This window comes from Ruminococcus sp. YE282, assembly GCA_900101355.1.
GTDB classification, from domain to species: Bacteria; Bacillota; Clostridia; order Oscillospirales; family Acutalibacteraceae; genus Ruminococcoides; species Ruminococcoides bromii_A.
In genome coordinates, this window is the sequence record FMUV01000009.1 from 16013 (window position 1) to 30906 (window position 14894).

Consider the following 14894-nt stretch of genomic DNA (forward strand, 5'->3'; position numbering starts at 1 on the left):
ATTATCAACCCAGTCTAATCATTTCATCAATACATTTTTTAGCGTCGGTAATTGTTTTGTCATCTAGTTTAATTTCCTCTCCGCCGTTGCCGTTAAGACAATTATAAACGTCAACAAGCGTTGTGGATTTCATATTCGGACAAATCAATTTAAGCGTAAGGAAGTGGAATTTCTTGTCGGGACATTCATATTGCAGATGTTCGGCAATGCTGATTTCGGTTCCGATTATAAATTCCTTTTTGTCGGATTGCTTTGCATAGTTCATTATGCCCGATGTTGAGCCGACATAGTCTGCCATTTCGACAACAGACGGAATACATTCGGGGTGAACAAGAAGTTCGGCGTCGGGATAAAGCGCTCTTGCTTTTTTTACGTCATCTGTGTTTACACAAGCGTGAATCGGACATCCGCCGCTCAAAAGCTTGATGTTTTTGTCAGGACATTGCTTTGCAACATAGTCTCCAAGGTTGCAGTCAGGTATGAAAAGGATATTTTTGTTATCAATATTATTCACAATCTTTACGGCGGAAGAGCTTGTAACACAGACGTCGCAAATTGTTTTTAACTCGGCTGTTGTGTTGATGTAGGCAACCACCGTGTAGTCGGGATACATTTTTTTAACCTGAGAAATAAGCTGTTTGTCCATTTGGTCAGCCATTGAGCAGCCCGCAAGAGGCTGGGCAAGATAAACGGTTTTATCGGGAGAAAGAATTTTGCAGGTTTCAGCCATAAAACGAACGCCGCACATAAGTATGTTTTTGTTTTTAACCTTGCTTGCGTCAACGCTGAGTTTGTAGCTGTCTCCTGTAAAATCCGCTATTTCAAGAATTTCGTGTGCCTGATAGCTGTGAGCAAGTACACAGACGTCTTTTTCTTTTTTCAGCTTTAATATTTTTTCCTGAATTTGAGATATATCCATATTAGTTAAATTCCCTTCAAGTATTGATTTTTTGCGGTTTTTTTGCTAATATATCAACCAAAGATATTATACATTTTATATCTGTCATATGCAATAGGATTGTGAATGAATTGTTGCTATTTTGTCATTTTGACAACTTTTATTTGTCCAACTGTCGATTTTTTTACAAAAAATTTTCAAAATACTATTTACTTATTAATATTTGTGTGTTATTATAATAATAGTTTTAGCTACAATTATTTAGGAGGTAATTTTATGAAAAAGTTATTAGTTTCTGCAATTGCAGTTTTATTGGTTGCATTTTCGGCAGTTCCGGCTTTTGCAGCTACCGTTGCAAGCCCTGTTGCAACTCAGCCGAGGGTAATATGCGATAAATCTTCAACCGTTGTTAAGGATTCGGGTTCAATGTCTCCAAAGACAGGTTCCGATTCACTTCCGTTTGCCGTAATTGCAATTTCAGCAATTGGTTGTGCTTCTGCTGCAGTTGTATTGGCAAAGACAAAGGCTAAGAAAAACTGATTTTGCAATAAGACAATCGTATCATATTGTAGATTTTAATTCTTGTTATATAAAGGTTGCCATATAGGTGACCTTTATTTTTTATATAATATAATTGACATTATTTCATAATAATGTTAAAATTGCATTGAGATATATAGTTACTAAGGTGATATATTATGCGAATAAACAGAAAAACCAGAAATACTATAATTATTTCTGTAATTGTGGTTTTTGGTTTAGCGATTGCAGTTACTTGTGCATATCTTGTATATAAGACAATTATTATCAATAATACCACTTCGGATTACAATAATATTGCAAGTTCATACGCAGCTAATATTGATGAGGATATAGATACAAACGCGGACAATGATACGCCCGATGCAACAGAGAAAAAATCCAAAGGTCCTATTGACTTTGATTCGCTTATGGCTAAAAACGATGAAGTGTATGCTTGGATAGTTGTTCCGAATACACAAATCAATTATCCTGTACTGCAAAGCAACTCAGAGGACAATTTTTATCTCAGTCACGATATTAACAAGCGTTACAGTTTTCCGGGAGCTATTTACAGTCAGTCTTGCAATTCAAAAGATTTTACCGACAGAGTTACACTTTTGTACGGTCATAATATGGCAAACGGCAGTATGTTTGCAGGATTGCATAAGTATGAAGACAAAACATTTTTTGACGAAAATCCATATTTCTACATATATACTCCGGGTCATAAATTAACATACGAGGTTGCTTCGGCATTGATTTATGATGACAGGCATATTATGAATTCATTTGACTTTACAGATGATGATGTGTATCAGAAGTTCATTGATTCTTTGCTTTCTCCTCATTCTGTAAATGCGAATGTCAGAGAGGGTACAAGCGTTACAATTAATGATAAAATCGTTATTTTAAGTACATGTCCGAATTCCGGACAGGGTCGCTATCTTGTTCAGGGGGTGCTTGTAAGCGATGAGCCAACATAATGATGCGGAAAATTCGGCAAATGAACCTGCTGAAACCGAAAAAGTTAATAATCAGGTTAATGCCGAAGAAAGTGTAAAGGGAAACGCCGACACAAATACGGAAGAATCATCTGAAAACAGACCGAATGAGGAAATCTATCTTTCAAAAGATTATGCCCTTCGTGAACCTGTTCAGAGAGATGAACGTCAGGTTTCCGATGAATGTGATGACTATGTTTTTAAAATTCCCAAAAAACACAGAACTCATACTTCTTCGTCTTCGGGAAGTCACCATCATCATCACCACCACGGTCACCACCATCACCATCATCACAAAAAGAAGATGAAGACCTGGAAGAAGGTTTTAATCGCTGCATTGTGTACATTAATCGGTTTGGTTGTTGCCTTTACAGGAACTCTTGCGTTTTTGATATATAAGGGTGAACAGGAACTTAAAAACAATGATTACTCAATTAATGCTCCGGACAGCTTAGGTGCTATTTCTCAAAATGACGGTCAATACATAAGCTATAACGGCGGGCTGTATAAGTACAAAGAAGATATGGTCAACATGATGTTTATGGGCGTTGATAAGAGAAGTATGGATGAAACAAACGCCAACCAAACCGGCGGTCAAGCCGATGTTGACGTTATCATGGCTATGGATACATTAAGCAATAAAGTATATATGGTTAATATTCCGCGTGATACAATGACGGATATTCCTGTTTATGATATCAACGGAAAGTATGTCGGAATGGAAGAGACACAGCTTTGTCTTGCGTATGCTTACGGCGACGGCAAAGCGTCAAGCTGCGCAAATATTGTAAGTGCGGTACAAAATTTGTTTTATAACATTCCAATTAATCTATACTTTTCACTTGATATGGATGGTATTGCTGAAGTCAATGATAGCGTAGGCGGTGTTGACGTAGTATCACCTGTTACCATAGGTGATTTCCACGAGGGAATAACATATCATCTTGAAGGTGTTGAAGCAGAAAATTTTGTACGAACACGTGACAGCGAAGATGTTGAGGCAAACCTTGAAAGAAACTCAAGACAGCAGGTTTATGTTGAATCGTTTATGAAAAAATTTGCTGCTCAAACAAAGTTGGACATAACCACTCCGATGAATTTGTTTAATGCAACAGCTCCGTACTCTTGTACAAATTTAAGTGCGTCAACTATTTCATATTTATCAAAAAACTTTATTATGGGCAGCGGAATGGATTTTGAAATTCTTAATATACCCGGAGATATGAGCATGGGTGATGAATATGCAGAGTATCGAATCAGAGAAGAAGAGTTTTTTGAACAATTTTTAAGTGTATTTTATGATAAGGTCGCTTAATTTCCAATGAAGCATTAAATAGTCAATCTAAGCCCTTAAAATCAAATATCTGACTAAAAATACGTTAAAAATTAAAAAAATGCAAAAAACGCTTTACTTTTTTAAACAGTTGTGGTAAACTTAGGGTACAAAATAAATATTGGTATATTTATTTCTAAATCAATATTTGAATATGGGAGGAAAAATTATGAAAAGCAAAACTTTTAAAATTATGTCTGTTCTGTTTGCAATGATGCTTATCGCATTTTCTTGCACCTCGGTTTTTGCGGCTCCGAGCCCGACAGGCGGCAAAGAAGTAAATGTTGTAGTAACACCGTCTGACGGTGGTTCAGCTCAGTATGTAGTTGCTTCAGAGGTTGGCAAAGGACCAAATGGCGGTACACTTATTGAACTTAGCCCGGTAGCTAACGACGGCTATACTTTTGTTAACTGGACTATTGCCGGTGACTATAAAATTAATTCAGGTTCACTTGATTCCGAAAAGCTTGTAGTTGAAACTTTTGGTGACATCACAGCTACACCAAACTTTACAACGGGCGGAACTACAAACCCAACTTCACCTTCTGACAGTTCAGCTACAACACCTTCATCAGCTTCTAACAGCTCAGCAAATAACACAACAGTTGTTACAAATACAAGCAAGACTTCACCACAGACAGGTACAACACCTGCTCTTCCAATTGCTATTTCAGCAATTGCACTTGCTTCAATCGGTGCTGTAATTGTTAGCCGCAAATTAAGTAAATAATTTTTAATTATTTCGCCCTTGTAGAAATACAAGGGTTTTTTTATTTTGGTTGAATATTTATTATTATGTCAATATTTTTATCTGATTGTTGACATAAGAGGTATATTGTTATATAATGCTATTGAATTAGTAATGAATAAAATTGTGTAAATGTTCAATTGCGTAATGACACTTTTTGTGAACTTTGTGCATTGATGATACATATTTTGTGGTGTGTTATATGGAAAATAACGACAATAAACAAAAAAAGACGTATCTTTATGTTTTACTGGTTACGTTCTTAATAATTATTCTAATAGGACTCGTATGTGTGCTGTTTGTTTTTGTAAATAATTTAAAAGCACAAAATGACTATAACAGTGTCAAATCTTCAGTTGAAGCAACAACCGCACAGATACAAACATCGGGAGCTTCTTATGAAAATTCCGATACTGATTTAGCCGAAAATCCGATTGATTTTGATGCTCTTGCAAATACAAATGACGAAATATATGCCTGGATAACAATTCCGAACACGAATATTGATTATCCTGTTTTGCAGAGCAAGACCAGCGACTTGTTTTACATTGACCATGATGTAAATAAAAACTACCTGTTTGCAGGTTCGATTTATTCCGAATTTTCAAATTTACGTAATTTTTCTGACAGAGACACCGTGCTTTACGGTCATAATATGCTTGACGGAAGTATGTTTGCCGATTTGCATAAATTTGAAGATGAAGATTTCTTTAATGAGAACAAGTATATTTACATTTATCAGAAAAACAGAAAATTGACGTATGAAATTGTTTCTGCCTATAATTATGATTCAAGGCATATAATGAATTCGTTTAATTTTGCTGACGATAATGTGTTTCAGGAATATATAAACGACGTTATGAATCCACATTCGGATGTTCGTAACGTTAACAGTGACGTTGAGCTCAATCTTGACAGTAAGCTGCTTACTCTCAGCACATGTCTCAACGGCAACAATGACGGTAGATTTTTGGTACAGGGAGTGTTAATTAAGGATGAACCGACATACTAACAGAAGATATGTTTTTAGCGATGAAATCCCGGAAAGTACCAACGAAAAACAAAATGAAGTGAGCGAAAGTAATAAATCGGTTAATAAATCTGTTTTTTTAGTTCCGAAGGGTAATATCAAAAAAAGAAAAAAATCTTCTCATAAAGGCAGTCATAAGCATCTGAAACGTTGGCAAAAGGTAATTATCATTGTATTATGTGTACTTATTGCAATTGCACTTGCCGCTATCGGAACAGTTGCGGTGCTTCTTAATACAGGTAAAAGTGATATGACTACCAAAATTGAAGATGTTTCACTTAAAGTCCCCGATAATATTGAAAATCACGAAAACGGTGAATATATAACCTACAAAGGCGATAGGTATATGTATAACGAGAATTTGGCGAGCATATTATTTATGGGAGTAGATAAACGTGATTTTGAGACTGAGGATGATACCTACGGTCAAAACGGCGACGCCGATGCTCTTATGCTTTTGGTTTATGATACCAAAACGTCTAAGTCAACTCTTGTAAGCATATCCCGTGAAACCATAGCCGATGTTGAGGCATATTCAACTGAGGGTAAATACGTAGGAACCAAGAAAGAGCAGATTTGTCTTGCATATTCATATGGTGACGGCAAAGAAAAAAGCTGTGAAAATGAAGTGGCGGCAGTTAGAAGACTGTTTTATAACGTTCCGATTAATTCCTATGTCGCACTTGATTTGGACGGAATTTCCTATATGAACGATGCCGTAGGCGGCGTTGAGCTTACCCCGATTGAGACTTTCAGGAATTTTACCGAAGGCGAAACTGTTACGCTGTGGGGCAAAGACGCTGAATCATATGTGCGTTATCGTGACACAACTAAGCTTTTGTCAAATAACAGTCGTATGAAAAGGCAAAAGCAATATCTTAATGCATTTTTCAATCAGCTTGTAACATCAACCAAGGCTGATTTTACCACTTTGCTTGACTTATATAATGCCGCTTCGCCATATATGATGACAAATGTCGGTGCAAACAAGGCGACTTATCTTGCAAGCGAAGCCTTACAGAACAATTTCAACGCATTAAATATGCAGAATGTCCCCGGTGAAGTAAAGATGGGCGAAAAATATGCGGAATATCACATTGATGAAGATGCGTTCTTTGAAATGTTCTTAAATATTTTTTATGTAAAACTTGATAAATAGTCAATCAGTGTATACTTATAAAATTGGAGGGTATTGCACTGACAAAAGGTTGGAAGTTATTTAACTCCAACCTTTTGTTTTGTAAAATACTGTTAAAAATTTTTATTTTCTAATTTTTGTAGAAATATATTTGCGGATATGGTATAATACTATAAGTGTGCAATTCTTGATTGGATGAATGAAGCTAATATCTGCGCTTTTATCTTGATTTGTTTTATTCAGAAGCTTGGTTCGCACCGTTTGCAAAAAAATCCGAATATAATTACATTTTGGACATAGTATTATGCAGTAAGGAAGATATGCAATTATGTATACATATGAGATTGTGCTTAAACTGATTATGGCGCTTGGCGGCTTGGGTTTATTCCTTATCGGTATGAAAAATATGGGTGAGGGCCTTGAGCTTGCCGCAGGAAGTAAGCTGAGAAATCTTCTTGAGAAGATAACGAGCAACAAATTTGTTGCTATGCTTGTCGGTTTGCTTGTCACCGGTGTAATTCAAAGTTCATCGGCAACGGACGCAATGGTTGTTGGTTTTGCCAATGCCGGACTTATGGAGCTTGGACAGGCAATCGGAATATTGTTTGGTGCCAAAATCGGTACTACGGTAACCTCACTTTTGCTTGCGATTGATATCAAGGCTTTTGTTCCGATATTTATTTTTGCGGGTGCGCTTGTAATCACGTTCAGTAAAAAGAACAATTACCGCTATTACGGACAAATTGCTGCCGGTTTTGGTATGTTGTTCCTGGGACTTTCGCTAATGAGTGATAATCTCAGATGGATGGGCGAGAGCGATGCATTCCTAAGCATTGCCGATAAACTCAGTTTCCCGTTGCTTGGTCTTATTGTCGGCATTATATTTACGGGAATCATTCAAAGCTCATCGGCTTCAGTCGGTATCCTGATGGCTTTGGGAACTGCCGGGGTAATAACAAACATTGACCAGGCTGTCTATATTGTATATGGATTTAACGTTGGTGCCTGTTCAGCGGCAATTCTGTCTTCAATGGGCGCAAACAGAACCGCAAAGCAGATTGCGCTTTCAAACCTTTTAATAAGTTGCTTTGGTGCAACAATAATGACATTAATTACTGCATTATTGCCGTATACACAATTAATCGAAATGTTGTTCCCGGCTCAAACAGTAGGCATTGCGGCTCAAATATCCGCTGTGCATATATTGTTTAATATTGCAATTACAGTTATCCTGCTTCCGTTCTCAAATCCTATTATAAAAATCACAAAGATGATTTTGCCTGACCTCAATGATGATAGGGAAAAGATGGAGACAGTTTACCTTGACAATCGTATTCTTACTACTCCGCCTATGGCTGTTCGCTCAGTAGAAAATGAGTGTAAGCGTCTTGGAGAGCTTGCCAATAAGAATTATCATTACGCAATGAGAGCCTTTTTTGAGCAAGACCCGCATTACATTGAAAAAGTTGAAAAGAACGAAAAGGTTATTGATTACTTAACCCACGAAATTACCCGTTATATAGTTAAAATCAACGGACTTGATATTGTTGATATTGACCGAAAAACAATGGGCGTTATGTATTCCGCAATTCAGGATATTGAGCGCATCGGCGACCACGCAGAGAACATAACCGAACGTGCACGTGAAATGATTGACGGAAAAATCAAGTTTACTGATGAAGCAAACGCTGAGCTTCACAATCTTGATGAGCTGGTTACCAAACTGCTTGATGACGGTCTTACCATGTTTAACGCTCAAAGCGTAGACTTTAAGCTCGCAAAATCAGTTATTGAAACCGAAAGTTCACTTGACAGCTATGTAAAGATTTATAAGTTTAATCACATAAACAGAATGAACAAGGGCGTCTGTGACGCTGAAAAGGGCACTATCTTTCTTGATATGCTTACAATTCTTGAGAGAGTGGGAGACCACGCAAATAACGTTGCTTTCTCAATTCCGCGCAACAAGCTCGGAACAATTATTAAAACTAATTAATGCTATAACAAATTAACGGTCGGCAGTTTTGCCGACCGTTTTGTTGTGTATGATTGATTATTACTATGTGATTTAAAAGATTTGTCGCATAAAGCCTCATAATTTGCGTTGCGTACCTTTGTTGTCTTTCTGCCTTGTAACTTAATATTCTAACAGGTTGATATACGTTGTATTATGGTTTTAATATAATTGTATCATAACACTCTCTCAAGACAATACCAAAAAACAACAGGCTGATGATTGATTCATCAGCCCGTTTATAAATTCTGTTTAGTTTTAGTTGCTGCTTGTTGTGGTTTGGGCGTTGCCGTTATTTGAGCTGCTGTCGCCAACCTCATATATAAACTTAGCAAAAGCAATTCGCTGTTTTTCCATATCGGCAATTCTGATAACGGAACCCGACGGTGTGTCATCGTCATAGTACCAAAGTCCCTCTTCGGGAACATAATACTGTTCAACGTCATATTTTAAATATGTCAATGCATTTGAAACAAGCGCTGTAATCTCGTCCTTTTTAAGATTTGTCGTAATCAAAGGACCGATTGAGCTTACAATTGAAACAATTTGTCCCAAATCTGCGCTCTTCATACTTTCAAACAAAGTTTCAAGCAATTTTCTTTGACGGGATGTTCTGTCCCAGTCATCGCCGTCAATTCCGATTTCGTTGTCATCTTCGCCCTTTGTCAAACCTCTGTCACGCGCATACCAAAGCGCTTCCTGACCGTTTAGGTGAACGTTGCCGGGCGCATCGGTAATTGTTGTTGCGGTATCGGTCTGGTCGTTTTTATACATCTGATAGTTAATATAGTCAATCTCGTCCTGAGTAACTTCCATATCAATACCGCCAAGGGTATCTATGATTTTTATAAAACTTTCAAAATCTACAACAGCATATCTGTCAATCTTAATTCCAAAGTTTGCTTCAATGGTTTGAATTGAAAGTTTTGCGCCGCCCAACGTGTACGAAGCGTTAATTTTATCATAACCGTTGCCCGGAATATACACATAAGTATCACGCTGGAAAGAAGTCAGCTTGATTTTTTTGTGGATATTATCAATTGAAAGCATAATCATTGTGTCGGTACGTCCATACTTGTCACCATGATTATTATCTTCGCCGAAGAGCATAACATTAAGAACTTTTGAGTTTTGAAGTAAATCGTTGCTTGAAGTTCCGTTGCCAAAAACATCGGAAGAACTCGGCAAAGTAGAGCCGGTGTTATCATTGTCGTTAGAAATATCAACGTAGTTCATTGAGTTTAACACAGAATAGTAATAAACAAATCCGCTCCCCGATAGAAGAAAGATAACAGAGAGAACGATACATACGATTCTTTTTATTCTGCCCCTCTTCTTATACAAATTCAGAACCTGGGTGTTTGAGCTTATGTCAACTAAATTTCCTTTGGTTTGGTTAGACATACTGCACCTCCGTTTAGGTTAATATGTAAAATACAATAATCCAAAATAAACTTATCAATTTATTATATCATAATTATTTGTCAGATAATTCCATACAAGAATAATAACTTTACGATTTCGCTAAAAAGCCTCATTTTACTGTGTTTTTGATTAATTAACGACATTATTCCTGTTCATCAAGCGCAAGGCTGAACGAAGGCAAAAATTCCTTTTCAAAAACCTCCGCTTCGGGCAGATTCATATTTTTTAAAGAAGCTTCAATGGTATCTTTTGCCTTTATAAATTCATCATTTCCCATTCTGAGTTCTTCAATACATTTAATAAGCGCAGAAAATTTGTCCGCCGCCTTAACGTATTTTTTAAGCTCCTTATCCTGCTCGCCGTTTGCTTTTATAATTTCTTCAAAGTCTTCTTTGAAATCTTCGGGGAGCATTGATATAAGCTTGTCTGCCGCAACGTTCTCTATTTTTTTATAGGCTTCGTTTATTTGAGGATTAAAGTATTTAATCGGAGTGGGCATATCTCCTGTGATTATCTCGGTAGAGTCATGAAAAATCGCAAGCACGGCGGCTCTTTCGGCGTCAAGGTGTCCGCCAAAGCGTTTGTTGTGTATCAGCACAAGACAATGTGCAATTATTGCTACCTGTTGGCTGTGTTCACTGATGTTTTCGTTTTTAGTATTATTCATCAATCCCCAGCGGTTGATGTATTTCATTCTTGACATCATTGCATAAAAATGGTACGGCATTAAAAATCCCCCGCTTTTTTACAAAAATTAGTGCAAATAAGCTTTGAATATGATATAATATATTGATATTATACTATTTTATAATAAAAAGTCAAAGACAATATTTGTATATACTATCGTATGACGTTTCATATTTATTACCAGTCAGGAGAATTAAAATGACAGCAAGGCTTGGACGTTTTCAACCCAAAAACAGGCACTACCTGTTGCTAACTTTTTTTACAGCTCTTGTTGCTGCTGCTATTTTGTTTGTTCCGTTTATTGTTTTAAACGGCGGAATTTTTTATTACTACGGCGATTTTAATGTTCAGGAAATTCCGTTTTATCAGATGGTTCACGACGCTGTAAAGAGCGGTCAGCTCGGTTGGAGCCACACAACCGACCTTGGCTCTGACCTTTTGTCAAGTTACAGCTTTTATCTTATGGGCAGTCCGTTTTTTTGGATGACAATACCGTTTCCGAACGAATTTGTTCCTTATCTTATCGGTCCCATTTTAATTTTAAAGTTTGCCTGTGCCGCTGCGTCAGCTCATGTGTATTTGCAGCGTTATGTAAAAAACAAGATGTACGCAGTTTTGGGCGGGCTTTTGTATGCGTTTTCGGGCTTCTCAATTTATAACGTATTCTTTTTCCATTTTCACGAGCCGATGATTGTTTTTCCGCTTCTTTTGGCTGCATTGGATGCATTTTTATATGACAAAAGGCGCGGAGTTTTTGCGGTTGCGGTTTGTGCGGCTTGCGTTGTAAATTATTACTTTTTTGCGGGTCAGGTAGTTTTTGTTGTAATATATTTTCTTATGATTACGCTTACCAAAGCTTATAAATTCAAGTTCAGGGAATTTTTGCTCCTTGCGCTCGAAACCGTTATAGGTTTTGCGGCTTCGACATTCATCCTCTTGCCGTCTGTTTTGGGCATTATGGGAAATCCCCGATTGGATACTTTGCCAAGCGGCTGGGAAGCGCTTGTTAACAACAAGGCTCAGCGATATTGGCTTGTGATTCTCGGATTTTTATTCCCTGCGGATTTGCCCGCTATGCCTGTTTTCACGCCTGAGTCCAATTGCAAGTGGGCTTCTGTTGCAGGTTGGCTTCCGCTTTTCGGTATGACGGGAGTTATAGCCTTTTTGCAGTCTGCCAAGCGTGACTGGCTCAAAAAATTTATTACGCTTTTAATGCTGTTTGCGTTTGTTCCGGTGCTTAACAGCCTGTTCCAATTGCTGAACAGTTCTATTTATTACACACGCTGGTTTTATATGCTCGTATTGATGTTTATACTTGCAAGCTTGCGTGCTCTTGAAGATTGCTCCGAAAAGAATTGGCGGCGTGCGACGATATGGTCGGTTTCGCTTACGGTAGGTGCGGCTCTGCTTATTGGGTTTATGCCGAATATTACCGAAGATGAAAACGGCGAAGAATTTTATTCAATAGGCGTTCAGGCAACATTTGAGCGTTTTTGGATATATGTTTTGATGGCGCTGATGAGTATTCTTGCGTTTATACTCATCTTTAAAAAGTTCAGGCATAACCTGTTAAGATTTTCAATAGCCTCAATATCGGGAGTTTTAATTGTAGCTTTGTTAAGTTCATATTTTATTATCGGGACCGGAGTTATTTCAAGCTCAACAACGCAAAAAATTAAGGATGACATTATCAATGCGCGTGACGATATAAAAATCGATGATTTGGAAAACGTAAGAAGTGATTTTTATAAGTGTGTTGATAATACCCCGATGTATTGGAAAATTCAGAGCATAAACTGTTTTCAAAGTTTGGTGTCACCGTCTATTATGCAGTTTTATAATGCAATGGGAGTTACCCGTGACGTGGCTTCAAGACCTAATTTTTCCGTGTATGGGCTTAGGGGATTGCTCAGCTGCAAATATTACTTTGATTATAACAAAGACAGCGACAGCAGTGACAGCGATTATTCGTTCCTTGATGATAAGGGAAACACCAAGATGCCTTATTGGAAATATATTAAAACGTGCAATAATTTTGATATATACCAAAACGAATGTTATATACCTATGGGATTTACATTTGACAGCTTTATTACCGAAGAAGAATTTGAAAGAGTTAAAGACAGCAACAAAACCGAAGCAACGCTTTATTCGCTCATTCTCAGCCGTGAGGTAATGTCAAAGTATTCCGACATTACAGGCTATACGGACGAAAAGTATAAGCTGCTTTACGGTGATGACCCCGACAGTTTTGACAGTGTTGTTGATGATTATAAGTACGGCAAATTGCAGTACAAGGCGCAGTGCCAAAAACTTGTCGCTTCAAGCTGCAGTTCGTTTGAATATACAAACAACGGATTTAAAGCTGAATTTAATAATAAGGGCGATGACAATCTGCTGTTTTTCAGCGTTCCGTACAGCACGGGCTTTACCGCATACGTAAACGGAAGCCCTGTTGACATTGAAAAAGTCGATTTCGGCTTTATGGCTGTGAAAGTTCCGGCAAATACAGATTGCAATATTGAGTTTTATTATGAAACGCCGGGATTTAGTACAGGATTATTAATAAGTATAGCTTCAGGCTGTGCTTTTGCAATATATGTTGGTGTAACAGTATTGGTTCACATTTATAAAAAGCGAAAAATTAGTAAACGGAGTTGATATTTATGTTATTCGGCGATAAAATTTTAAAGTATAAAGACGAGTTGCTTGCGGATTTAAACACACTTATAGGAATGCAGTCCATTGACGGTAAAAGGGATGACGAGTGTGACAGAGCGCTCAAGTTTATAATTAAGCGTGCAAGCGATTTTGGCTTGCTTTCGGAGCGTGTTACAGACAAAAGCGCTCATGTTGAGCTTGGCAGCGGAGGAAAACTTTGCGGCGTCCTTTCACACCTTGACGTTGTTCCTGCCGGAAACAACTGGAGTGTAAGCCCGTATGTTCTTACCGAAAAAGACGGCAGAATTTACGGCAGAGGAATTGCGGACGACAAGGGAGCGGCTTTGGTTAATCTCTATTGTCTGCGTGCTTTAAAAGACGAAGGCGTTGCAGGAAAAAACACAATCCGTGCAATTTACGGTACTTCCGAAGAAACAGGTATGGACGATATGGACGGCTATTTTGAAAGAATGCCGCTTCCAGATATGGCTTTCACGCCCGACAGTGAATACGGAATTTGCTGTGCCGAAAAAGGAATCCTTCATATACAGGTCAGCACCGAACGCAACGACGCAAAAACACTTTCTCAGTTCCATTCCGGCAATGCAATAAATGCAGTACCTGATATGGCATATGTAATGCTTGATTCGTCAAGCTATGACGAGCAGCTCCTTATGAGGCTTGCAGACGCAAGTAAGGGCAATTTTGAATTTAATTATACAATTGACGGCCTTATGATAATCAGCAGGGGAAAGGCGGCGCACGCCTGCGAACCCGAAAAAGGTCAGAATGCGGCATTGGAGCTTATTGACCTTATTGCAAATGCATATGATGTTCCAGAAATCGGCTCTATATGCTCGTTTATAGATTATGCAATAAATAAAGAGACAAACGGCCGTTCGCTCGGACTCAAGATGAGCGATTCCGTTTCGGGTTCCCTTACGGTAAACCTCGGCTGTGTCCATATTGAAGAAAACAAAGCGTACGCTCAGTTTGACATACGCTATCCCGTTACTGTGAACAGCGATGTGGTTATAAAGCAATTTGAAAAAGTTGCTGAAAACAGCAATCTAAAGTCAGAAGTATTAAACCACGAAAAGCCGCTGTACGCAGAAAAGGATTCAGAGCTGATTAAGGTGCTTTCCGAAACATACAAAAGCGTAACAGGTGAAGAAGTTGATATTTATTCCACAGGCGGCGGAACATATGCAAGAAAGCTCGGAGGCAGAGGCGTTGCCTTTGGACCGAATTTTAAGGGCGATGATATACGTATGCACAACGCCGACGAAAGTGTGGATTATAATAACTTCTTCAAGCACGCTCAAATTTGCCTTGAGGCAATATACAGGCTTTATACATTGTAATATTTAGTCTGAGAATCGCTCTGCCTTGCTTGCAAAGAGCAGAACTTGCGAGCGATTGCAGACGGTGCATAGG

At 38.1% G+C, this 14894-nt stretch carries 12 protein-coding genes; 9 read left to right on the forward strand and 3 right to left on the reverse strand.

Annotated features, from left to right (window positions below):
- Positions 1-4: 4 nt before the first annotated feature.
- On the reverse strand, positions 5-919 hold the full coding sequence (gene nadA, locus BLP46_RS04605; protein WP_092976343.1) for a quinolinate synthase NadA: 915 nt from the start codon (positions 917-919) through the stop codon (positions 5-7).
- Positions 920-1174: 255 nt separating this feature from the next.
- Between nadA and BLP46_RS04610 the strand changes: the two genes are divergently transcribed.
- From BLP46_RS04610 to BLP46_RS04640, 7 genes are all read left to right on the forward strand, one after another.
- Complete coding sequence (locus BLP46_RS04610) at positions 1175-1438, forward strand: hypothetical protein (protein WP_092976346.1); 264 nt, start codon at positions 1175-1177, stop codon at positions 1436-1438.
- A 158-nt stretch (positions 1439-1596) separates the two neighbouring features.
- Positions 1597-2403 (forward strand): class B sortase, encoded by an 807-nt coding sequence (gene srtB / locus BLP46_RS04615; protein WP_092976349.1) that lies wholly within the window; start codon positions 1597-1599, stop codon positions 2401-2403.
- Positions 2390-3736 (forward strand): LCP family protein, encoded by a 1347-nt coding sequence (locus tag BLP46_RS04620; RefSeq protein ID WP_092976352.1) that lies wholly within the window; start codon positions 2390-2392, stop codon positions 3734-3736. Before srtB (BLP46_RS04615) ends, BLP46_RS04620 begins: the two co-directional genes overlap by 14 nt.
- 187 nt (positions 3737-3923) lie before the next feature.
- A complete protein-coding gene (locus tag BLP46_RS04625) occupies positions 3924-4484 on the forward strand; it encodes a hypothetical protein (protein WP_092976355.1) in 561 nt (186 codons plus the stop codon).
- 220 nt (positions 4485-4704) lie between these two features.
- Positions 4705-5514 carry a class B sortase gene (gene srtB / locus BLP46_RS04630; protein ID WP_092976358.1) on the forward strand — a complete coding sequence of 270 codons (810 nt, stop codon included), beginning with the start codon at positions 4705-4707 and terminating at the stop codon, positions 5512-5514.
- Entirely contained in the window at positions 5498-6691 is a 1194-nt protein-coding gene (locus tag BLP46_RS04635; RefSeq protein ID WP_092976361.1) for an LCP family protein, read from the forward strand. The genes srtB (BLP46_RS04630) and BLP46_RS04635 overlap by 17 nt, the downstream gene beginning before the upstream one ends.
- A gap of 307 nt (positions 6692-6998) precedes the next feature.
- Positions 6999-8666, forward strand: a complete 1668-nt coding sequence (locus BLP46_RS04640; protein WP_092976364.1) for a Na/Pi cotransporter family protein — start codon at positions 6999-7001, stop codon at positions 8664-8666.
- Positions 8667-8942: 276 nt separating this feature from the next.
- Here BLP46_RS04640 and BLP46_RS04645 read toward each other — a convergent pair whose 3' ends face one another.
- Both BLP46_RS04645 and yfbR read right to left on the reverse strand, forming a co-directional pair.
- Entirely contained in the window at positions 8943-10088 is a 1146-nt protein-coding gene (locus BLP46_RS04645; protein ID WP_092976367.1) for an LCP family protein, read from the reverse strand.
- Between the two features lie 163 nt (positions 10089-10251).
- Positions 10252-10836, reverse strand: a complete 585-nt coding sequence (gene yfbR, locus BLP46_RS04650; RefSeq protein WP_092976371.1) for a 5'-deoxynucleotidase — start codon at positions 10834-10836, stop codon at positions 10252-10254.
- A 158-nt stretch (positions 10837-10994) separates the two neighbouring features.
- Here yfbR and BLP46_RS04655 point away from each other — a divergent pair, with 158 nt between their 5' ends.
- Positions 10995-13457 carry a YfhO family protein gene (locus BLP46_RS04655; RefSeq protein ID WP_092976374.1) on the forward strand — a complete coding sequence of 821 codons (2463 nt, stop codon included), beginning with the start codon at positions 10995-10997 and terminating at the stop codon, positions 13455-13457.
- Positions 13458-13462: 5 nt separating this feature from the next.
- On the forward strand, positions 13463-14821 hold the full coding sequence (locus BLP46_RS04660) for a Sapep family Mn(2+)-dependent dipeptidase (RefSeq protein ID WP_092976377.1): 1359 nt from the start codon (positions 13463-13465) through the stop codon (positions 14819-14821).
- The last annotated feature ends 73 nt before the right edge of the window (positions 14822-14894 follow it).

What these genes read in the sequence shown, in the direction of transcription:
- BLP46_RS04625 (WP_092976355.1), top strand. Translation starts at nt 3,924, where the DNA reads ATGAAAAGCAAAACTTTTAAAATTATGTCTGTTCTGTTTGCAATGATG.
- BLP46_RS04640 (WP_092976364.1), top strand. Translation starts at nt 6,999, where the DNA reads ATGTATACATATGAGATTGTGCTTAAACTGATTATGGCGCTTGGCGGC.
- BLP46_RS04620 (WP_092976352.1), top strand. Translation starts at nt 2,390, where the DNA reads ATGAGCCAACATAATGATGCGGAAAATTCGGCAAATGAACCTGCTGAA.
- yfbR (WP_092976371.1), bottom strand. Translation starts at nt 10,836, where the DNA reads ATGCCGTACCATTTTTATGCAATGATGTCAAGAATGAAATACATCAAC.
- BLP46_RS04635 (WP_092976361.1), top strand. Translation starts at nt 5,498, where the DNA reads ATGAACCGACATACTAACAGAAGATATGTTTTTAGCGATGAAATCCCG.
- srtB (WP_092976349.1), top strand. Translation starts at nt 1,597, where the DNA reads ATGCGAATAAACAGAAAAACCAGAAATACTATAATTATTTCTGTAATT.
- BLP46_RS04645 (WP_092976367.1), bottom strand. Translation starts at nt 10,088, where the DNA reads ATGTCTAACCAAACCAAAGGAAATTTAGTTGACATAAGCTCAAACACC.
- BLP46_RS04610 (WP_092976346.1), top strand. Translation starts at nt 1,175, where the DNA reads ATGAAAAAGTTATTAGTTTCTGCAATTGCAGTTTTATTGGTTGCATTT.
- BLP46_RS04655 (WP_092976374.1), top strand. Translation starts at nt 10,995, where the DNA reads ATGACAGCAAGGCTTGGACGTTTTCAACCCAAAAACAGGCACTACCTG.
- srtB (WP_092976358.1), top strand. Translation starts at nt 4,705, where the DNA reads ATGGAAAATAACGACAATAAACAAAAAAAGACGTATCTTTATGTTTTA.
- BLP46_RS04660 (WP_092976377.1), top strand. Translation starts at nt 13,463, where the DNA reads ATGTTATTCGGCGATAAAATTTTAAAGTATAAAGACGAGTTGCTTGCG.
- nadA (WP_092976343.1), bottom strand. Translation starts at nt 919, where the DNA reads ATGGATATATCTCAAATTCAGGAAAAAATATTAAAGCTGAAAAAAGAA.